At 68.7% G+C, this 20,665-nt stretch carries 12 protein-coding genes; 11 read left to right on the top strand and 1 reads right to left on the bottom strand.

The window, feature by feature from the left end; genetic code table 11:
* The first annotated feature begins 500 nt into the window (after positions 1-500).
* The 11 genes from ACGFZW_RS16805 (at position 501) to ACGFZW_RS16755 (ending at position 18,938) form a co-directional block, all read left to right on the top strand.
* Entirely contained in the window at positions 501-1,196 is a 696-nt protein-coding gene (locus ACGFZW_RS16805; RefSeq protein WP_393893870.1) for a TenA family transcriptional regulator, read from the top strand.
* Positions 1,197-1,503: 307 nt separating this feature from the next.
* Positions 1,504-2,700 (top strand): cytochrome P450, encoded by a 1,197-nt coding sequence (locus tag ACGFZW_RS16800; RefSeq protein ID WP_393893869.1) that lies wholly within the window; start codon positions 1,504-1,506, stop codon positions 2,698-2,700.
* A gap of 150 nt (positions 2,701-2,850) precedes the next feature.
* On the top strand, positions 2,851-7,674 hold the full coding sequence (locus ACGFZW_RS16795; protein WP_393893868.1) for an amino acid adenylation domain-containing protein: 4,824 nt from the start codon (positions 2,851-2,853) through the stop codon (positions 7,672-7,674).
* 16 nt (positions 7,675-7,690) lie between these two features.
* The gene (locus ACGFZW_RS16790; RefSeq protein ID WP_393893867.1) at positions 7,691-8,899 is read left to right on the top strand and encodes an MFS transporter; all 1,209 of its coding nucleotides are present in this window, start codon (positions 7,691-7,693) and stop codon (positions 8,897-8,899) included.
* 85 nt (positions 8,900-8,984) lie between these two features.
* Positions 8,985-9,191: an MbtH family protein gene (locus tag ACGFZW_RS16785; protein ID WP_393893866.1), complete on the top strand. Its 207-nt coding sequence runs from the start codon at positions 8,985-8,987 to the stop codon at positions 9,189-9,191.
* Positions 9,163-10,950 (top strand): amino acid adenylation domain-containing protein, encoded by a 1,788-nt coding sequence (locus tag ACGFZW_RS16780; protein WP_393893865.1) that lies wholly within the window; start codon positions 9,163-9,165, stop codon positions 10,948-10,950. The genes ACGFZW_RS16785 and ACGFZW_RS16780 overlap by 29 nt, the downstream gene beginning before the upstream one ends.
* On the top strand, positions 10,947-12,188 hold the full coding sequence (locus ACGFZW_RS16775; protein ID WP_393893864.1) for a cytochrome P450: 1,242 nt from the start codon (positions 10,947-10,949) through the stop codon (positions 12,186-12,188). The genes ACGFZW_RS16780 and ACGFZW_RS16775 overlap by 4 nt, the downstream gene beginning before the upstream one ends.
* Positions 12,185-12,922: a thioesterase II family protein gene (locus tag ACGFZW_RS16770; RefSeq protein ID WP_393893863.1), complete on the top strand. Its 738-nt coding sequence runs from the start codon at positions 12,185-12,187 to the stop codon at positions 12,920-12,922. The genes ACGFZW_RS16775 and ACGFZW_RS16770 overlap by 4 nt, the downstream gene beginning before the upstream one ends.
* Positions 12,915-13,655: a hypothetical protein gene (locus ACGFZW_RS16765; RefSeq protein ID WP_393893862.1), complete on the top strand. Its 741-nt coding sequence runs from the start codon at positions 12,915-12,917 to the stop codon at positions 13,653-13,655. The genes ACGFZW_RS16770 and ACGFZW_RS16765 overlap by 8 nt, the downstream gene beginning before the upstream one ends.
* Positions 13,649-16,144, top strand: coding sequence for an amino acid adenylation domain-containing protein (locus ACGFZW_RS16760; RefSeq protein ID WP_393893861.1), 2,496 nt, complete (start codon positions 13,649-13,651; stop codon positions 16,142-16,144). The genes ACGFZW_RS16765 and ACGFZW_RS16760 overlap by 7 nt, the downstream gene beginning before the upstream one ends.
* Positions 16,145-16,613: 469 nt before the next feature.
* Entirely contained in the window at positions 16,614-18,938 is a 2,325-nt protein-coding gene (locus tag ACGFZW_RS16755; protein WP_393893860.1) for a collagenase, read from the top strand.
* Positions 18,939-19,048: 110 nt separating this feature from the next.
* On the opposite strand, the gene ACGFZW_RS16750 is transcribed toward ACGFZW_RS16755, so the two are convergent.
* Positions 19,049-20,521 carry an APC family permease gene (locus ACGFZW_RS16750; protein ID WP_393893859.1) on the bottom strand — a complete coding sequence of 491 codons (1,473 nt, stop codon included), beginning with the start codon at positions 20,519-20,521 and terminating at the stop codon, positions 19,049-19,051.
* Positions 20,522-20,665 lie beyond the last annotated feature (144 nt).

The following is a 20,665-nucleotide window of genomic DNA, read 5'->3' as shown; positions in this document are numbered from 1 at the left end:
CCCGGCGGCGACAAGTTCCCGCGGCTGTAGCGCCTCTGGTCCGACCAGGGCTCTCGCGGCCGCAGTTCCCGGGACCGGGTAATCGAGGTGATTGCATCTGATCAACCTGATGCTTCTGTCCCCGGTTCAACCGACGCTCCAATACTGGTGCTCGGTGCGGGGGAGCTCCCCGTCAAAGCGTAGGGGAAGGACGCGGAGGTGCCGAACCATCAGTCGGCAGAAGCGGGACGTCGCCATTCCGAGGAATGGGTCCCGATCGACTCCCTGCTTGCATCGAACTCACCGAAACGGGCCGGTGAGAGCGTGAAGCACCTACAGCTCCCTGCTCTGTCGGAGGCGGACTCGCCGTCGATAGCCCTGCACCTGACCACCAGCCGCGTCATCGATGGAATGCATCGGCCAGCGAGGTTGTGTGGTCAGAGAACACATGGGTGAGCCGTTCCGAACTTTACCGGGAATCTCGGTCGGTGCGGGCCGACCTCGAGAAGGAGACGAATTTCATGACTGTCGCAATCGTTGAATCGATATCCGATCAGCTCGTCGGAACCGAGGCGCACCGCGCCTTCGCCAACCACGAGTTCTTCACGCAGGTACACGCTCGCGAACTTTCGCACGAGCAGGTGGGGATCTTCCTGGGCCAGTGGTGGCACCCGCTGCATTACTTCCCGACCTTCCTCGCGCGCTGCATCTCGGTCTTGCCTGACATCGAGTCCAAGAGCGCGATCACACGAATTCTTTCGCAGGAGGTCGGTGTCCGCTCGACCAAGGCCGCCCACGAGTTGATCTATGCCGACAGCATGGAGAAGGCGGGCTACGACCGCCGGACGGTGACCGGTTCCGCGCCGTTCGCGGAGACCGCCGCGCTGGTGGACTGGTACGAGAAGTGCTCGGCGGACCACTGTGCCGCGCTCGGCGGCATCTTCGCCACCGAGGTCACGGACCTGCTGATGGTCTCTGCGATCGGTGAGGCGGTGAGGCGGGAGTCCGGCACGGAGCGCAACGCGTGGGTCGACATCCATGTCACACAGGAACCCGACCACGTCGACCAGGCGACCAACGCCCTGTTCTCGGGGCTCACCCCGGAGCAGGAGCGGGCGGTCCTCGACTCCGCCGAGGAGATGTGGCGCCACTGGACCGCGTTCTTCGACCGGCTGGTCACCGAAACCGGGATGGCCGTGCCTTCCGGACGATCCTAGGGAAGTGATCGCCCTGGCAGCGGCGGTTCCAGGCCGGCAGGGACCGGTTCAACCCACGGTGCGGGGCGATCGCACCCGGCCGTCGCAGGCGGTGCCGGCATCCGGTTGATGAACGCGATGCTGCGTGCGCTCGAGGACACGGCCGGCACCTTCGGCCCGCAAGTGATGGCGACGCGACGGGCGGACCAAGGCGATGGTCGTGGAGCGCTGGTGCGGACAGACCGGTCCGCCAAAGGGAGTTCTCGGTGACCGCTGCGGTCTCCACCGAAGAAAGCGACTGACACTCACCACGCGAAGGAGCTGGCACGTGGCTACCCCCGTCATGACCAGGTTGACCGATCCCCATCTGTATTCGCACGGCGATCCGCATGCGACCTGGGCACGACTACGCAGAGAATCACCGGTCTCCTGGCACGACGAACCGGATCACGACCCGTTCTGGGCGGTCACGACCTATGAGGAAGGCCTGGAAGTACTGAGCGACTGGAAACGGTTCAGCTCGGCCAGGGGAACGTTCCTGCGACCCAACCTCTCCGACCCGTACCCAGGTGCGGGGGTGATGATGACGCTTTCCGACCCGCCCCGGCACGACGTGCTCCGAAAGGCGGCGGCCGCGCTCTTCACCCCCAAGGCGGCCGCCGGGTTTCGGGCCAGGGCGACAGAGGTGTCGCGGTCCCTGTTGCGTGGTGTCATCGACGCCGATCCCCACGACTTCGTCAACGACGTCACGGCGCCGTACCCGCTGCAGGTCATCGCCGGTCTGCTCGGTGTCGAGGGCGAGGATGTGGAGCGGGTCGCCGCCTACGCCGGAGCAGCCGTGGACAACATCGCGGACTTGGACGGGACGGTCGCGCAGCAGGCGCACCTCGAGGTCCTCGCCTACTACGCCGAGGTGATCGAGGAGCGCAGGGCGCGACCGACGAACGACGTGGTGTCGGCGTTCGTCCTCGCGCAGGCGGACGGGCTGGACATCACCGACGATGAGATCATCCTGACCTGCGACAACCTGGCCGTAGCGGCCGGGGAGACGACGCGCCAGGTTCTGGGCGTCGGTCTGCTCGCGCTGCTCGCCAACCCGGCGCAGTTCGCCGCGCTGCGCTCCGGGGCTGTCACGCTCCGGTCGGCCATCGAAGAGCTCGTGCGCTGGACGACGCCGGTGAACCACCTCATGCGCACCGCTGTCGCCGACACGCCTCTCGGTGACGCCGAGATCAAGGCGGGCCAGGCGGTGAGCGTGTGGTTGTCGTCGCTCAACCGGGACGAGAGCGTGTTCGACCGGCCGATGGAGCTCCAGCTGGACAGGAGCCCCAACCGGCATGTCAGCTTCGGCGGCGGTCGCCATTTCTGCATCGGGGCGCCGCTGGCCAGGGTCATGATCGGGGTCTTCCTCGAAGAAATGATGCGCAGCGTGGCGAGGATCGAGCAGGTGGGTGAGCCGCGACGAAAGCCGTCCTATGTCACCAACAGTCTCGACTGTCTGCCCGTCGCGTTCCATTCCGAGTGATTCGGAATTTCCCAACTCAACCTGTCTCTTTTCAAGCACTGTTCAACCGGCCAGAAGCGTGAACAGTTGCTGGATATAGCCAGCACTATGTTGCCGCGCAAGGGGGCGTCAATGTCCGTTTATCACGAGTCCAAGAGGGAGCGATCGGGAATGGACCCGAGAACCGATCTCGTCCGGTCCATCTTCGCCGAGCTCCTCGGCCTCCCTGAGGTGGCTCCGGACGACGACTTCTTCGAACTCGGCGGTCAGTCACTGCTGGCCTCCCGCGTTCTCGGCCGGTTGCGTGCCGCGTTCGGGGTTGACGTCACCGCGCGAGAGTTCTTCGCCTCGCCGACTCCGATCGGTCTGACGGGCAAGCTCGACTCGTACGGGACGACACGTCCGCCCGTCGTAGCGAAACAACGGCCCGCGCAGGTCCCGTTGTCGTACTCGCAGCAACGACTGTGGTTCCTCAACCAGGTTGCCGGCGGTGGGGCCGGCTACAACATCCCGGTGGCGCTGTGGCTGTCGGGCGAGCTGGACCGCGACGCACTCCGGCACGCGGTGCGCGACGTGATCTCCCGGCAGGAGGCGCTTCGGACGGTCTTCCCGGCCGAGTCGGGCACGCCGCGTCAGCAGGTCCTGGAGGTTCCTGACCTGGAAACCGTCATGTCGGTGGTCCACGTCGAACCCGGCGAGGCGCCGGAGGCGGTCCAGCGGCGTGCGGCCGAGGGCTTCGATCTGACCGTCGACGTGCCGCTGCGGGCGTGCCTGTTCGTCCTCGGCCCGCAGGAACACGTACTCCTGCTCGCGTTCCACCACATCGCTATCGATGGCTGGTCGTTCGAGCCGTTGCGGCACGAACTGTCCGCCGCCTACCGTTCCCGGCTGGCCGGTGAAGCTCCGACGTGGCCGGACCTGCCCGTGCGGTACACCGACTACGCCCAGTGGCAGCGGGAGCTCGCCGACAACGACACCCACGGGATGCTGGCCAAGCAGCTGGGCTACTGGCTGACGGCGCTCGAAGACCTGCCTGCGCAGATCGCCTTGCCCGCCGACCGCCCTCGTTCCGCCACCACCAGCTACCGCGGTGGACGAGTGCCCTTCCACATCGACGCGGAACTGCACCAGCGGCTCACCGACCTCGGCCGGGAGCACCAGGCGACGTTGTTCATGCTCCTGCATGCGGGCCTCGGTGTTCTGCTGACCCGGCTCGGCGCCGGCACCGACCTGCCGATCGGCGCACCTGCCGCCGGGCGCACGGACGCGGCGCTCGACGACCTCGTCGGCTTCTTCGTCAACACGCTGGTGCTGCGCACCGACACCTCCGGCGAGCCGACCTTCCGTGAGTTGGTCGAGCGCGTCCGGGCGACCGATCTTGCCGCGTTCGACGCGCAGGACGTGCCGTTCGAGCACGTGGTCGAAGCGGTCAACCCGGTTCGTTCGCTCGGCCTGAACCCACTTTTCCAAGTGATGCTCGCGGTGCAGACGCACGTCGATCCCGCGCTCGACGCGCCCGGCCTCGGTTCCCGGTTCGACCCCGTCGACATCGGGGTGTCCCGGTTCGAACTGTTCTTCTCGGTCCAGGAACGGCGATCCGCCGACGGCGCGTCGTGCGGAATCGACGGCGTGATCGAGTATTCCGCCGACCTGTACGACCAGGGCACCGTCGAGGCCATGGCCGAGCAGTTCTGCCTGGTGCTGGCACAGGCCGTCGCCGATCCCGACCGGCCGGTGTCACAGGGCGAATTGCTGTCCGCGGCCGGCAGGCACCGGGTGCTGACCGAGTGGAACGACTCCAGCCGGTCGCTTCCGGCTGCCGACCTGGTGACGTTGCTCGACGACCAGGCCTCGCGAACGCCGTCAGCGATCGCCGCCGTCACGGACACGACCAGCGTCACGTATGCGGAGCTGCACGCCAGGGCCAACCAGGTGGCCAGAGAGCTGATCAGCCGGGGCGCGGGCCAAGAGCGCGTTGTCGCGGTGCTGCTGGACCGGTCCGTGGACCTCCTGGTCGCGCTGCTGGCCACGGTCAAGGCCGGTGCGGTCTACCTGCCGGTGGACCCCGACTACCCCGACGAACGGCTCGATTTCATGATCGGGGACGCCGCGCCGGTGGTCGTGGTGACCCACCGCGAGCACGCAGACCGGGTGCCCGGCGCGCTGGTCATCGACTCCCCTGACGACATGGCGCAGATCGAGCGGCACCCGGCGACGGCACTCACCGAGGACGAATGCCGCACCGGCGACCCCGCCGCCGCGGCCTACCTGATCTACACCTCCGGCTCGACCGGCGTGCCCAAGGGTGTGGTCATGCCGGCCGCTGGTCTGCTCAACATGGTGTGCTGGCAGGCGGACCGCGCTACGGGGAGCTCCAGCGGCGTCACCGCGCAGCTGGCGAGCGTGGGGTTCGACGTGTGCTTGCAGGAAACCCTGCCCACCCTGGTCAGCGGCGGCACGATCGCCATTCCCGTACCGGACGTGCGCACCGATCCGGTACGGCTGGTGCACTGGATGGACCGGCACCGGGTGACCATGGTCATCGCGCCGACACTGATGATCGACAGCATCTGCTCGGCCGCGGTCGCCGAGGGCCTCGAACTGCCCGCGTTCACCGACGTCGCGCAGGCAGGATCGCCCCTGATGCTGAGCGATGACATTCGTTCGCTGCTGAGCGGCCCCGCAGAGCGCAGGCTGCTCAACTACTACGGTCCGACCGAGACGCACGCCGCGACCATGCTCGTCCAGTCCGGTCAGGTGGCCGCCGAGGGGCGGTCCCCGGCCGTTCCGATCGGTCGTCCGGTGTGGAACCAGCGGATCTACCTGCTGGACGGGGAGTCACGACCGGTCCCGCCGGGAGTGGTTGGCGAAATCTTCGTCGCCGGCGCGGGCGTCGCCCGCGGCTATCTGGCCAAGCCGGGACTCACCGCGGAGCGATTCCTGCCCGATCCGTTCGTGGACACCGGTGAGCGGATGTACCGCACTGGCGACCTGGCGAGGTGGACCAGCGACGGCACCCTGGTCTTCGTCGGCCGGGCCGACCACCAGGTCAAGATCCGGGGTTACCGGGTCGAACCGGGAGAGGTCGAGGCGACACTGCTCAAGCACCCCGACGTGGCACGTGCGGTCGTGACCGCTGTCGAGTCGGCGCCGGGGGACGTCCGGCTCGTGGCGTACACGGTGGGGGTCGACGGCACCCGGCTCGTTCCGGCGCGGTTGCGACGGTACCTCTCCGACACCCTTCCCGCGTTCATGGTCCCGGCGTCGTTCGTCGTGCTGGACCGGATGCCGGTGAACGCCAACGGCAAAGTGGATGTCGCGGCACTGCCGGCACCACAGTGGACGGTCAGCGGCCGCGCCCCGCGCACGCCACAGGAAGAGCTGCTGTGCCGACTGGTCGCCGATGTGCTGAAGATCGCCGAGGTCGGGGTCGACGACGACTTCTTCGAGCTCGGTGGTCACTCATTGCAGGTCGCCAGGCTGGCGAGCCGGGTGCGTTCGGTGCTCGGCGTGGCCCTGCCGGTGCGAGTGATCTTCGAACGGCAGACCGTCGCAGGCATCGCCAACGCCATCGACGACCTGGCGCCGAGCAGGCCGCCCGCCAGGGTCATGCGCCGCCCGGAGCGGGTGCCGTTGTCCTTCGCGCAGCGCCGGCTGTGGTTCGTCGAACAGCTGGAGACGTCGGCGGGGCATGGGTCCGCCTACCACATCCCGTCGGCCTTCTCGCTGACCGGTGAGCTGGATGTGGTCGCCCTGCGAGCGGCGATCGATGACGTGATGACCAGACACGAAAGCCTGCGGACCGCGTTCCCGGTGTCAGGCGACGAGCCGTGGCAGCGCGTCCTCGACCCCGGAAGCCCTGTGCTGACCACAGTGGACTCCTCGGAGTCCGAGATCGCCGACGCGATGACGTCCGAAGTGGACCGTCGGTTCGATCTCGCAGGCACGCCGCCGATGCGGGCAGTGCTCTTCCGCCTTGGTCCGAACCGGCATGTGCTGCTGTTCTGCCTGCACCACATCGCCACCGACCACTGGTCGATGCGGCCGCTGCTGCGGGACCTGTCCGCCGCATACGCGGCCCGGCGGGCGGGCACCGCACCGGAGTGGACGCCGTTGCCGGTTCAGTACGCGGATTACACGCTGTGGCAGCGGGAGATCCTCGGCGCCGACGGCGGGGCCTCCACGAACGAGGTGGAGTACTGGACCGAGCAGCTGGCCGGCTTGCCCGAGCAACTGGAGCTGCCGATGGACCGGCCACGCCCGGCCGTGCGCGGTCATCGGGGCGGGACCGTGCATTTCGAACTGGACGCCGACCTGCACGCCGGTCTCGCGCGATTCGCCGGCGCCGGACGCGCCAGCCTGTTCATGGCCCTGCAGACGGCCCTGGCCGGTCTGCTCACCCGGATCGGCGCGGGTGCCGACATCCCGATCGGCGCACCGATCGCCGGTCGCAACGATGACGCGCTCGACGATCTGGTGGGCTTCTTCGTCAACACCCTGGTACTGCGCACCGACACCAGTGGCAATCCGACGTTCACCGATCTGCTGGCGCGGGTGCGCGAGACCAACCTGGCCGCGTACGCCAACCAGGACGTGCCGTTCGAGCGACTGGTCGAGGCGCTCAAGCCGACACGCTCGCTGAGCCACAACCCGCTCTTCCAGGTGACGCTCACGCTGCAGAGCGCAGGCGAGGCCGCGCTCGACCTCCCCGGCGTTGCGGCGGCCAGGCGGCAGATCGACGTGCAGACCGCCAAGTTCGACCTGTCGTTCTCCTTCACCGAACGGCGCGGCCCCGACGGCAGCCCGGAAGGTATGGCCGGCCTGGTCGAGTTCGCCACCGACATCTTCGACCAGGAGACGGTCATCGCGCTGACCCAGCGTCTGGTCCAGGTGATGCGTGCCGCGGTGGCCGATCCGGCGGCCCGGCTCGACACGGCCGACGTGTTGCTGCCCAGCGAGCGCGAAGCGCTGCTCAGCGGCGCGATGCCGATCTGAGATGAGGAGTCACCACGTGCAGGACACTGCCAGTCCACAGGTGAACGTGCGGACCACGTCGCTGCGTCACAATCCGATCTGGTTGCGGTGGTTGGCCGCGGCGTCTCTGGCAAGGCTGCCGCAGACCTCGCTGCCGGTCGCGTTGGTGCTCACCGCGCACGAGGCAACCGGGTCGTTCGTGGGCAGCGGACTGCTCAGCGGCGCCAGCGCGATGACCTACGCGCTGTGCGCCCCGTGGCGAGGCCGGCAGATGGACCGGGCCGTGTTGCCCAACGCCCTCGGGTGGTCACTGCTCGTGGCGACCGCCGGGCTCGTCGCCACGTCGATCGCGGCGGCCGCGGGTGCTCCCTTGTGGCTGTTGCTGGTGTTCGTCGTCCTGGCCGCGGCCGCCGGCTCCGGGGTGGGCGGGGCCTACCGGTCGGTCCTGCCCCACTTCCTCCACTCCACACAGCTCCCCCAGGCATATGCGGTCGACGCGGTCGCGGTCCAGGTGGCCTGGATCGGTGGTCCCGCGCTGGCGGCCGTGGTGGCTGCCGCGGTCGGACCGCAGGCATGCGTCGGCGTCGTGGCCGCCGTGACGGCTGGGGGTGCCTTGCTCAGCTGGACGCTGCCGAGGAGGGAACCAGGCAACCCGACGCAGCAGCACGCCTCGGTGCGCGCGTTGCTCGGGTGGCTGTGGGTGCCGCTCGTGCTCAACGCGGGGATCGGGATCAACCTCGGCGCGCTCGACGTGGCGTTGCCGGCATTGATGGTCGATCACGGCAAGGCAGCGACGAACGGCGGTCTGGTGCTCGCCGGACTCTTCGCCACGAGTGCGATCAGCGGTTCGGTCTACGCCGCATTGCCGGCGACGAACCCGTTGCGGAAGGTGAAAACCCGAACGGTGGCGTGCGTACTGATCGCCGCGTACGGAATTGTCATGGCAAGCGCGGTCGCGGCACCCGAGCTGTGGATTGCCATTGTCTTGTTTCTGGTCGCCGGACTGGCCTTCGCGCCGGGCGACAGTGCGGTCATTCTGCTGGTCTCCGAACAGGCTCCGGCGGCGCGGCTGGCGGAGGCCTTCGGCTACTTCTCCGCCATCGGCTACGTGGGTATAGCGCTCGCCAGCCCGGTGGCCGGTTGGTTCGTGACGCGATTCGGCGCCGGGGCGGGTCTGCTCCTGGCGGCGCTGGCACCACTGGTCGCGGTCGTGGTGGTGATGACCACCCGCGCCGGGCGGAAATAAAGGGGTTCGATCGCAAGGAAATGTGCGATTGGACGGTGTCTCGCAGCAGTTGTTCTTGCTTGTCGACGAAATACGGAGGTCGATCATGGTGAACGTCGACGAAAAGGTCGAATACATCGTCGTGCTCAACGGCGAGGAACAGTACTCAATCCTCCTGGCCGACCGCGAGGTTCCGGCAGGGTGGGTCGTCGAAGGATTCCGCGGCCCTCGGCAGGAATGCCTGGACCACATCGATCTCGTGTGGACCGACATGCGGCCGCTGAGTGTCCGCAGGCGAATGGACGGTAAATAAAATGCTTTACGAAAGCGTCGTCCGGCAGGCCCTTCGCAACCCTTCGGCTCCCGCGGTCACGTTCGGCGGCGAGACCCTGAGCTACGACCAACTCATCCACCGAGCAGAGAAGTTGTCGGACGTGCTGACGACGTCCGGCGTCCGGCGGGGCGACGTCGTCGGTGTCCTGATGAGGCGGTCCACCGAGATGATCTCGGCGCTGCTCGCGATTCTGCGTTCAGGCGCCGCCTACGTCGGGGTCGACCCCGACGACCCGCCACAGCGGCGGAACGACCTGCTGACGAACGCAGGCGTGGAGTTCGTGGTGGCGGACGACCAGCTGCGCGAGCGTGTTCCCAGCCAGTTCACCACGCTCTCGCCGTCGGCCGTGAGCCGGTCCTCCCACGCTCCGGCGAGCACCACCGCCGATGACCTCGCCTACGTCAGCTACACGTCAGGCTCGACCGGGCAGCGGAAGGGCGTGATGGTCCCGCACCGGGCGGTCCTCAGGCTGGTCGCGGACATGAACTGGATGACCGTTCGCCCGGACGACGTGTTCCTGCAGGCGGCTCCACTGGCGTTCGACGCTTCCACCCTCGAGATCTGGGCACCGCTGACCCACGGCTGCCACCTCGTGGTGGCACCGTCCGGCCGGATGACCTTGGACGTGGTGGCGGAAACCATTCGTGAGCACGGCGTGACAGTGCTGTGGCTGACGGCCGGCCTGTTCCACGAGATGGTCACGCACGACATCGGCGCGTTCGCCGGCGTGCGTCACCTCGTCGCGGGCGGCGACGTGATCCAGCCAGGTCCGGTCGCGCGTCTGCTCGCGGCGCATCCGGGCATCACGTTCACCAACGGATACGGCCCGACCGAGAACACGACCTTCACCACGACCTGGACGACCAGCGCCGCCGCCGGGGACGGACTCGACACGATTCCGATCGGAACGCCCGTCAACGGCACTCGGATCGCGGTGCTGGACGCCGAACTGCAGCCGGTCGAGGTAGGCGCCTGCGGCGAGCTGTATGCGTCGGGAGCCGGGCTTGCTCTCGGATATCTCGGTCAGCCGGGCGCCACGGCCGACCGGTTCGTTCCCGACCCGTTCGCGCGTGAACCAGGGGCGAGGATGTACCGCACAGGCGACATCGTCCGGCTACGGCCCGACGGAGCCTGCGAGTTCGTCGGTCGGGTCGACGACCAGGTCAAGATCCTCGGCCACCGGGTCGAGCCGGGTGCGGTCGAAGCCGCGTTGCACCGCCTGCCAGGAGTCAGCCGAACCGCCGTCGTCGTCCGGACCGGAGCCGACGGCACGAAACGGCTGGTGGCCTACGTCGTGGCGGAGGGTGAGCCACCGCCACACTGGGGCGAGCGACTGCGCGAACAGCTGCGCGCGACCCTGCCGGCGCCGATGATCCCGTGGGCCGTCCTGGTGCGGGAGACCCTGCCCTTGACCAGCAACGGGAAGATCGACCGTGACGCGCTGCCGGTGTCGGACATGATGGCACGCAACGTGTCGAACGAGTTCGTCGCCCCGCGGACCGGTGTGGAGCACCGCCTGGCCGAGCTGTGGGAGCGCGTGCTCGGTGTGGAGCCGATCGGCGCCGACGACGACTTCTTCGACCTCGGCGGCCATTCGCTGAACGCCGCGGACCTGCTCGGCTCGGTGCGGGCGGAATTCGGTGTCGCGTTTCCGGCGCGCGTCCTCTACCTGCAGCCGACCCTTCGCGAGCTCGGCGAGCAACTGGAGACCGCCCTACAGAGCGGAGCGCAGCGATGACCGTTACCGTAGAGGCCGGCCGATGCCCGATGCACGCCGCCCCGAAAGTCGACCTGTTCGAGTCGGGCACGTTCGCCACCACGGACATGCACGCCGTCTGGCGCACCCTGCGACGGGAGGCGCCGGTCAGCTGGCACCCGGTCGGCGACAGCGGGTTCTGGTCCGTGACGCGGTACGACGACGTGCAGCACGTGCTGCGCGACCACGGCACGTTCACCTCCGAGCAGGGATCGCTGCTCACCCTCCTCGGCAAGGGCGACCCGGCCGGCGGCCGGCAGATGGCGGTCACCGACCCACCCCGGCACGCGAGGCTGCGGGAACCGTTGCAGCGCGCCCTGTCGGTCAAGGAGGTGGAGCGCGACCTGCCGCGTATCCGGTCCCTGGTCCGGGAGCTGCTCGCGCCCATGAAGGACGGCGGCGTGTTCGACTTCGCCGCGGCCATGGCGGCCATGCCGATGGCGGTCATCGGTTCGTGGATGCGGCTTCCCCGGGAGGACTGGCCCGAGCTGACCCGGCTGACGGGCGCGTCCATCGCGCCGGAGGACCCGGCCTTCACCGGCCCGGGCGGTCCGGAGAAGACACTCGTCAGGGCACACCGCGAGCTGTTCGCCTACTTCCAGGACGTGGTCGCGGAGCGGCACGCCGCCCCCGGCGACGACCTGATCGGCGTCATGCTGGGCATGCGCGTCGACGGGGCCGGGCTCACGCCGAGTGAGATCGTGTCCAACTGCTACAGCCTGCTGCTCGGCGCCAACGTGACCACCGCCCAGCCACCGAGCGCCGCGGTGCTCGAGCTCGCCGGAACCGACGTGCCTGCCGACTGGGCGGCGCATCCGGAGCTGCTGGTGAGCGGGGTGGAAGAAGCGTTGCGCTGGTCCTCGCCCGCGCAGCACTTCATGCGCTACGCCAGGCGGGACGTGCAGATCCGTGACGTCACGGTGCACGCGGGCGAGGCGGTCGTCGCGTGGCTGGGTTCGGCCAACCGGGACGAGGCGGTGTTCTCGCGGTCCGACACGTTCGACATCCGCAGGCGCCCCAACAAGCACCTCGCCTTCGGCGTCGGCCCGCACTACTGCGTCGGGCACACCGTCGCCAGGGTCGCGCTGCGGGTCCTGTTCCAGGAGCTGCTGACCGGCTTCGCCGACATCGAGGTCGTCGGCGAACCCGTGCGGCTGCGATCGAACTTCATCGCGGGATACACCAGCCTGCCGGTGACGGCACGAGGAGTACGGCCATGACGAGCGGATCGACTGTTCCCCTGCGCAAGTGGCTGCCCCGGCCGCTGCGGGAGGCTCCGTCGCGGATCTTCTGCCTGCCCTACTCGGGCGCCGGTGCCTCCATGTTCGGCCGGTGGCCGGACGTCGCGGGCGATACCGAACTCTGCCCGGTGCAGCTGCCGGGCCGGGAGAACCGGCTGCGGGAGCCGCACTTCGGGACCTACGAACAGCTCGCGAAGGCCGTGGTCGAGGCGCTGCTGCCCGCCATGGACCGTCCCTTCGGACTGTTCGGGCACTGCAGTTCCGCGCTGATCGCGTTCGAGATCGCCGCCGTGCTGCACCGCGAAGGGTTGCCGATGCCACGGCGGTTGTTCTGCTCCTCCCAGGTCGCCCCCCACGAAGGGCCCTATGGCAGCTACTTGACGATGACCGACGAACAGCTTCGCGCGGAGCTGGTCGCGCTGAGCGACAGCGAGCTCGACGACACCGTCCTGGACGTCGTCACCGAGGTGCTGAGGGCGGACGTCGAGGCCAACAAGGCCTACCAGCCGGCCGAGCCGGTGCTGCTGGACACCCCGATCACCACGATCGGCTGGTCGGCCGACCACGAGGTCGCTCCCGAGCGCATGAGCGGGTGGGACCAGTACTCCAAGAGGGTCCACCGGGTGGTGCTGCCGGGCGTGCACCACACGTTCCTCGACGCCCCGGCCGCGCTGCTGACGCAATTCGTCGACGGAATGGCCACGGATGACTGAGGTGCGGACCTGCCGGATCGCCCGAACCCACAACGGCCCACCCGGCAGCGCGAACGGTGGATACGCGTGCGGGATGTTCGCCAGGATCGCCGTCGACATGGTCGGGCCGGCCGCGGTGGTCCAGTTGCACGCGGCCCCACCGCTCGACACCGAGCTGACCGTCCAGGCGCATCGCGGGCGAGCACTCGTCTGGCACGAGGACGAGCTCGTCGCGACGGTTTCCGCCGCGGTGCACGACCAGCCGGCGGTGGTGCCGTTCGTCACCGTCGCCGCCGCGGAACGAGCGAGCGCGTTCTTCGGAGGTTTGGCGTCACACCCGTTCCCGGAGTGCCTGGTGTGTGGAACCGCGAGGACCGACCCGGCTGCGTTGCACCTGACTCCTGGGAGTGTGGACGGTCTTCCCGGTGTCGTCGCGTGCACCTGGACCCCTGGTGATCCGGACCTCGACACCATGTGGGCCGTGCTGGACTGCCCCGGCGGCTGGACCCTCGACCAGAGCGGCTCGCCTTACGTGCTCGGCAGGATGTCCGCGCGCGTCCACGCGGTCCCACCGCCCGGCGAGCCCACGATCGTTGTGGCCCAGCACATAGCGACCGTGGGACGGACCGCGCGGGTGGCCAGCGCGCTGTTCGGTCCGGACGGCACCGAGTTCGGCCGGGCGGAGGCCACCTGGGTCCGGCTCAGTGCTTCTTCCGATCTGGAGTCGAGGGAAAGGGAGTGTCTTCGATGGTGACTGCGAACCTGGTCGACCTGTTCGAGGAGCAGGCGAGCCGACGACCGGACGCCGTCGCGGTGGTGTGCGGTGAACTGTCCCTGTCCTATCGGGAGCTCGACAGCCGGGCGAACCGGCTGGCCCGCCTGCTGGCCGAGTCCGGCGCCCGCCCCGGCGAATTCGTCGGGGTGTCCCTGCCGAGGTCTTTGGATCTGCCGGTGGCGCTGCTTGCCGTGCTGAAGACCGGCGCGGCCTATCTGCCGTTGGACCCGAGCTATCCCGAGGAACGTGTCGCGTGGATGGTGCAGGACACGGACCCGGTCGTGGTCGTCGGCACGTCGGAGGTGCTCCGGTCCGGGGAACCCGCGCTCCTGCTGGACGATCCGGCCGTGGCGGCCCGGCTTGCGGACGCCCCTGGCGGCGCTCCGCCGGTCGTGCGGGATCCCGGCGACGCCGCCTACATGATCTACACCTCCGGGTCGACGGGACGGCCGAAGGGAGTCGTCGTCGCGCACGCCAACGTCATGGCGTTGTTCGCCGCCGCCCGCGACCTGTTCGACTTCGGCCAGGACGACGTCTGGACGCTGTTCCATTCCTACGCTTTCGACTTCTCGGTCTGGGAGCTGTGGGGCCCGCTCCTCCACGGCGGCACGCTGGTGGTGGTCCCGGTCGACACCGCCCGGTCCGCGCCGGACTTCCTGCGGCTGCTGGCCGACCAGCAGGTCACCGTCCTCAACCAGACCCCGTCGGCGTTCTACGAGCTGGCGCGAGCCGATGCCGAGGACCCGGTCACCTCGGGCCGGCTGGCTCTGCGCTACCTGGTCTTCGGCGGCGAGGCGCTCGACCTGGCGAGGCTGGAGGAGTGGTACGAGCGGCACGATCCGGGCAAGCCCGAGCTGGTGAACATGTACGGGATCACCGAGACCACCGTGCATGTCACCCACGCCGCTCTCGACCGCGACCGGACGGCCGCGACCGGCCTGGTCGGCCGACCGCTTCCCGGCGTTCGATGCTACGTCCTGGACGACGGTTTGAACCTGGTACCGCCCGGTGTGGTGGGCGAGCTTTACGTGGGTGGCGTGGGCGTGGGATGGGGTTACTGGGGTCGTGGAGGGTTGACGGCCGACCGGTTCGTACCGGATCCGTTCGGTGGTGCCGGCGAGCGGCTGTACCGGACCGGCGACCTCGTGCGCTGGGGGCGCTGGGGTTTGGAGTACTCGGGGCGGATGGACGACCAGGTGAAGATCCGGGGGTTCCGGATCGAGCTGGGCGAGGTCGAGTCGGCGCTGGCCCGGTGCCCTGGTGTGGCGGACGCGGTGGTCGTCGCCGGCACGAACGGCCGGGGCGAGCGATGCCTGGTCGGGCATGTCACGCCGGACAGGTCGGCCGGTTCGGTGAACCCGTCACAGTTGGGCGTGGCCGCACGGGAGTTCGCCTCCCAGTACCTCCCCGCCCACATGGTGCCGGCGGTGGTCATGGTCTCCGCGGAGTTCCCGTTGTCGCCCACCGGCAAGGTCGACCGGCAGAGGCTTCCCGCGCCGACGTTCGACGTGTCGGCCAGTCGCCCTCGCTCTCCGGTGGAGGCGGTGCTGTGCACGTTGTTCGCCGACGTGCTCGGCGTCGACGAAGCCGGCCCGGACGACGGGTTCTTCGACCTGGGTGGGCACTCTCTGATGGCGCCGAGCCTGGTGAGCCGGGTGCGGACCGCGCTGGGGGTGGAGCTGGGAGTCAGCGCCTTGTTCGAGGCACCGACACCGGCCGCGCTCGCGCGGCTGATCGCGGGTCACACCAGCGAGGGCGGAGCTCATGACGTTCTGCTCGAGCTGAGGGGGCCCGGCAGTCAGCCACCGCTGTTCTGCATTCATCCGTCCAGCGGCATGAGCTGGTCCTACGCAGGTCTGCTGCACCACCTCGATCCGGAGACGCCGCTGTACGGACTGCAGGCACCTAGCTTGAGCGGCGAATCCGTCCTGCCGCAGACCATCGAGCAGTTGGCGGCGGACTATCTGTGCCGCATCCGCACGGTGCAACCGAATGGACCGTACCGGTTGCTCGGCTGGTCTTTCGGTGGTCTGGTCGCCCACGCGATCGCGGTCCAACTCGAACGCGAGGGGCAGCAGGTGGCGTTGCTGGCCGTTCTGGACGTGACGCCGGTGGCCGCAGAGACTGATGGCACGCAGGCGGAGGGCCTTGTCGACGACACGCGCGACGAGGCACTCGTGGAGGAGCTCGGCGATGCCAGCCTGCCGGAGGAGACGATCGCCCGGATCACCGCCACCCTTGGGCACACCAGCCGGCTGCGTGACCGCTTCACCCCCGGCCGGTTCGGCGGCGATCTGCTGCTGTGCACGGCTGGACCGAAGGCGCTGGCCGACGACTGGCGCCCGCACATCGGCGGCCGCATCACGACCCACGAGATCGCCACCACACATCTCCGGATGATGCGCCCCTCGGCGTTGACCCAGATCGGGCCTGTCCTGACAGCCGCGCTCGCCGGCGGGGACCGGTAGGTGTCATGCCGAGCCCGGTGCGGGCCGCGCCGTCCAGGTGCGCCGAGCGGAGGCCGGTGAGCCGCCCGGCCTCGGCCGGGTCGGGACGGCGGCCCACCCAGGTAAAGCACCGCCTCCCGCACCAGGACGCACCCCGGAGGGGCTGTGCGGGCGGAAGCGGTGATCGCAGTCGTGGGGGCGGACTATCAACTCACCTGCGGGGGATGAACAGTCGTCGGCGGGGAGCGGGGGGCGGCCCACCGCCCGTCACGTCGGCGAGGGAATCCGACACCGACAAGTCAGGTCTGCCGGTGCCGAGTTGAGCGACCGCAAGGTCATGTCGACGCCTCCTGCAAGGAAATTCACCTGAAGTCTTGTCAGTGCAATTTCACATTACTATGTTACGGGTCACACCTCGTGGGACAAAGGCCCCTGCCTCAACCCCACAACCCCCCACCCCCTCCCGGAGGTTCAGGTGTTACACCCGCGCATGCCACGCAGGATCCTGCTGGCCGCGACTCTCGCCACCACACTCGCCATGCCGGCCGTACAGACGGCCAAGGCGACGCCCCGTACGTCGGCCGCCCCCGTGCAGCACCAGGCGCAACGGGCCGGGCACCGTCCCGCGAGCCCCACGGCCAACCCCTTGGATCAGGTCCAACGCCTCGCCAGAACACCAAAGTTCGATGCGGATCCGGCGCCGGCGCCGCGCACTCTCACGGAAAGAGGGCACATACCCGGCCCACAGACCAAGCCCTCCACCGCGCCGCACGGCCCGAGACCCGGCGTCGCCCCCTGCACTCTCGACGGAGTCACCGGCCTGAGCCCCGAGCAGTTCGCGGATTTCCTCGCCGACCCGGCCGTCACGGCCGACGACTGCCTGCGCAACCTCGTCTGGACATGGGACGCCCGGCTCATCCCCGTCATGTCCGACGCCCACGTCCAGGCCGTGGCCCGCCGCGTCACCAGCCTTGCCGCCGCCCACGACGGCAAGAACGGCAGCCATCTGTACGAGATGTTCACATATCTCCACTCGGTGGCCTACCAGGACTTCTCGCACGACGAGATCGACACCACCGACTCCCCCACCGTCGACTCCGTTCGCCGCGCCGTCGACGCCTTCGGCTCCGCCCCCCGCACCTTCGACGTCACCCGGGCCAACGCGGACACCCTGCGCGAAGCCCTGTACGCCGCCAGCGCACCGGGCCTGCGGCAGCATCAACTCGACCTGATCCAAAGGGTCCTGGCCACCATGGACGCGGCGCACCCCGCCACCCACAAGGACCAGGCCTGGGGCAACGCCGCCCTCGCCGCGCTCTCCGTCAACTACCTCGGCGTCTACCCCGGCAACAAGGACACCGCCTTCCAGTACGCGGTCGCCACGGACCCCGACTACCGCGCCGCCTTCAAGACCTTCGTCGGATACACCCACCTCAAGGGCACACCCAACGCCTGGGCCGTACGCGATGCCCTCGGGGAGTACGGCCGATTCGGGCAGATCCCCTCACTCAAGACCGCCATCGTCGCCGACCTCGGAGCGCTCCTTCCCACCACCGTGGCGAACTTCGGCGAGGGCAGCGAACCCTGGGCCAAGGTCGCCACCTGGCTGGGCTTCTTCGACGCCTGCAAGCCGTACGGGGTGTGCAAGGAGGACATCGAAAAGCGGATCTTCCCGCGCACCTACTCCTACGACAACGGCTCCATCAAGGTCCGCACCGCCCTCGACCGCGCCGTCGTCGACCAGCTCTACTACGCGTCCAAGCAGGTCAGGGCCCAGTTCCACCGGGTGCTCGGCACCGAAGAACCGCTCGCCGACGACCCCAACACCACGCTGACCATCGTCCTGTACGCCTCACGCGCCGACTACGAGGTCTACCACCCGCTGCTCACCGGCATGGGCACCAACAACGGCGGCGTCTACATCGAGCAGGGCGCGACCTTCTACACCTACCAGCGGCGCGTCCCGCAGGACTCCAGTCTCACCCTCGAAGAGCTCTTCCGGCACGAGTACGTCCACTACCTCAACGGCCGTTTCGCCGTCCCCGGCTTCTTCGGCGAAGGCCCCTGGTACGAGGGCGACCGCACCACCGCCATGGACGAGGGAAGCGCCGAGTTCTTCGACGGCTCGACCCGCGACGACGGCATCGCCGTCCGCCGGTCGCTCGTACGCGACATCATCGCGGACACCGCGGGCGGCAAGCCTCGTATGACCGTAAACGAGTTCCTGCACGCGACGTACGACCACGACGGCTTCCGCTTCTACTCGTACGCCGGGACGTTCTTCGAGTTCCTGTGGCGCGAGCACCCGGCACGGCTGCAGGAGATGTACCGACTTCTGCGCGCCGACGACCCTGCCGCCTTCGACTCCTGGCGCAACCGCATGGGGTCCGACGCAGGTCTGCAGCAGCGGTACGACGCCTTCCTCGACGCACAGATCGCCATCGTCGACGACCTCTTCGTGCCGAACACCACGTTCACGCCCCAGGGTTCCCTGAAGTTCGCCACCCCCTCCGAAGTGCAAAGCGCGTTCGCCGCCGCCACCGCCAACACGCCCGCATGCGAGGACCAGGGTGACCCGGGCACCGGGCGGTTCACCTGCACCGGCCGCATCACCGCCAATCTCGGGGACTCCGGCAGCCCCGACCAGGTCATCAAGGACATGTCCGAAACCGTCGACCACTTCGTCCTCGACCGCACCAAGCCCGCCGCGAACAACTTCACCGACATGAACTGCTCCTTCGGACCCACCGAGATCTGGCCCTCGGGCAAGGCCGGCAGCGCGGACTTCCGCTGCGAGGGCCCGCTGCGGCGGTGACACGGCGTCGCGCCAGGATTCCGTTGGCCAACTCGCCCCGCCCGGCTCCGGCCCGGCGGGGCGAGTTGGCCGGCCGCCCGGTCATCCGGTCGCCAACAGGTTGCGGTCTGTCAGTTCCGGCGCTCGGGAATAGCGACACCGGACGGCGCGTCGCTGCGTCCGTAGTGCTGGGTGGTGAACATGTAGAGGAGCCCGACCGCGACGACCAGCCCACCGCACAGCAACACGATGTAGTTGTCGTACCAAGGATCCTCCGGAGTGCGGGCCCAGGCGATATTGATGATGGCGAAGATGCCGTAGGCCAGCGCACCGACGTTGACCACTAGCCCCCACCTGCCCAGGACGAATTCTCCGGCGGGCTTCCAGCCCTTGAGACGTGCGCGGAGAGAGGCCAGAACGACCATCTGGAACGAGCCGTAGATGCCGAGGATGGCGAAAGACACGATCTTGGTCAGGGCATCCTCCGAGACGAGGGAGCCGAACGCGATCAGCGCGGGGATCACCGCTGCCGCCAGCAGCGCGTAGCCGGGGACGGCGCGGGCATGGGAGAACTTACGAAGCAGCTGGTGACCGACGATCATTTTGTCGCGGGCGTAGGAGTAGATCAGTCGGCCGGCGGCTGCCTGGAGGCTGATGGTGCAGGACAGGAACGAGATGAGCACCACGGCCATCACGAGTCGTGCCCCCAGCTCGCCCATCGCGTCGTAGAGCAGGTTCACGACAGGATCGGTGTCCTCCCCCGCGATCACCGCTTGGTAGTCGGTCACAGACAGGAGCAGAGACAGGCAGGTGAAGGTGGCTGCCGCTCCCCCGACGTAGATGGTGCGGCGCATGGCCTTGGGGATGACCCGTCCTGGGTGCGCGACCTCTTCGGCGGTGTCGCCACACGCCTCGAAGCCGTAGTACTGGTAGAAGCCGATGATGGCGGCGGCGAGGAACACCGGGGCGTACGAACCATCCCCCTGTGTCCCGTAGGTATCGAAGATGACGCTCAGGCCGTGGGCACGGTGGGTGGCCAGCAGGTAGATGCCCACGATGAGCGCGCCGATCAGCTCCGCGCTGAATCCGATCATGGCCGCCCACGAAAGGGCTTTGGTGCCTGCGTAGTTGATCAGGACTGCCACGATGATCAGCGCGACCGTGCACAGCACTGTGGTGTGTACGGTCGGTTCGAAGCCGATGAGGATGGCGATGTACGGCCCGGCACCGTAAGCGACGCTCGTAATGGTGACCAGCAGCGCCCACATGTAGACCCAGCCGGTCATCCACGCCCAGCGCTTGCCCCACAGGCGGCGGGCCCACGGGTAGACCCCGCCCGCGATGGGGTATTGCGCGACGATCTCACCGAAGACGAGCGCGACCAGGAACTGGCCGGCCCCGGCCAGGACGAACGCCCAGATCATCGGCGGTCCGCCGGTCGCCAGTGCCGTGGCGAAGAGTGTGTAGGTGCTGACCACCGGGGAGAGGTAAGTGAAGCCGAGGGCGAAATTGGCCCACGGTCCCATGTCCTTGCGGAACTCCGATTCCTCTTCCGGCCCGGTGCCTGCGGCGCCCTCCGATGCGGGGGCGGGAGACCCTGTCACCGGCAGCCCCTGCCCTGCCCGTTGCCTGCGTCGTGTTCCGCAGCCTTCGCCCCGCGGGCGCAGCCCTGAAGCGCGGAAGGCTCATCGCCTCCATACCTCTCAGCCATCGATCCCCTCTCCATCACGGATCCACCCACAGGCCGG

The sequence above is a fragment of the Streptomyces sp. NPDC048248 genome, assembly GCF_043201875.1.
In the GTDB taxonomy this organism is placed as follows: domain Bacteria; phylum Actinomycetota; class Actinomycetes; order Streptomycetales; family Streptomycetaceae; genus Streptomyces.
This window is presented reverse-complemented; position numbering and strand designations above follow the sequence as displayed.

Excerpts from the sequence above, each read along its gene's own strand:
- ACGFZW_RS16805 (WP_393893870.1), top strand. The coding sequence starts at position 501 with ATGACTGTCGCAATCGTTGAATCGATATCCGATCAGCTCGTCGGAACC.
- ACGFZW_RS16795 (WP_393893868.1), top strand. The coding sequence starts at position 2,851 with ATGGACCCGAGAACCGATCTCGTCCGGTCCATCTTCGCCGAGCTCCTC.
- ACGFZW_RS16785 (WP_393893866.1), top strand. The coding sequence starts at position 8,985 with ATGGTGAACGTCGACGAAAAGGTCGAATACATCGTCGTGCTCAACGGC.
- ACGFZW_RS16775 (WP_393893864.1), top strand. The coding sequence starts at position 10,947 with ATGACCGTTACCGTAGAGGCCGGCCGATGCCCGATGCACGCCGCCCCG.
- ACGFZW_RS16770 (WP_393893863.1), top strand. The coding sequence starts at position 12,185 with ATGACGAGCGGATCGACTGTTCCCCTGCGCAAGTGGCTGCCCCGGCCG.
- ACGFZW_RS16765 (WP_393893862.1), top strand. The coding sequence starts at position 12,915 with ATGACTGAGGTGCGGACCTGCCGGATCGCCCGAACCCACAACGGCCCA.
- ACGFZW_RS16760 (WP_393893861.1), top strand. The coding sequence starts at position 13,649 with ATGGTGACTGCGAACCTGGTCGACCTGTTCGAGGAGCAGGCGAGCCGA.
- ACGFZW_RS16755 (WP_393893860.1), top strand. The coding sequence starts at position 16,614 with ATGCCACGCAGGATCCTGCTGGCCGCGACTCTCGCCACCACACTCGCC.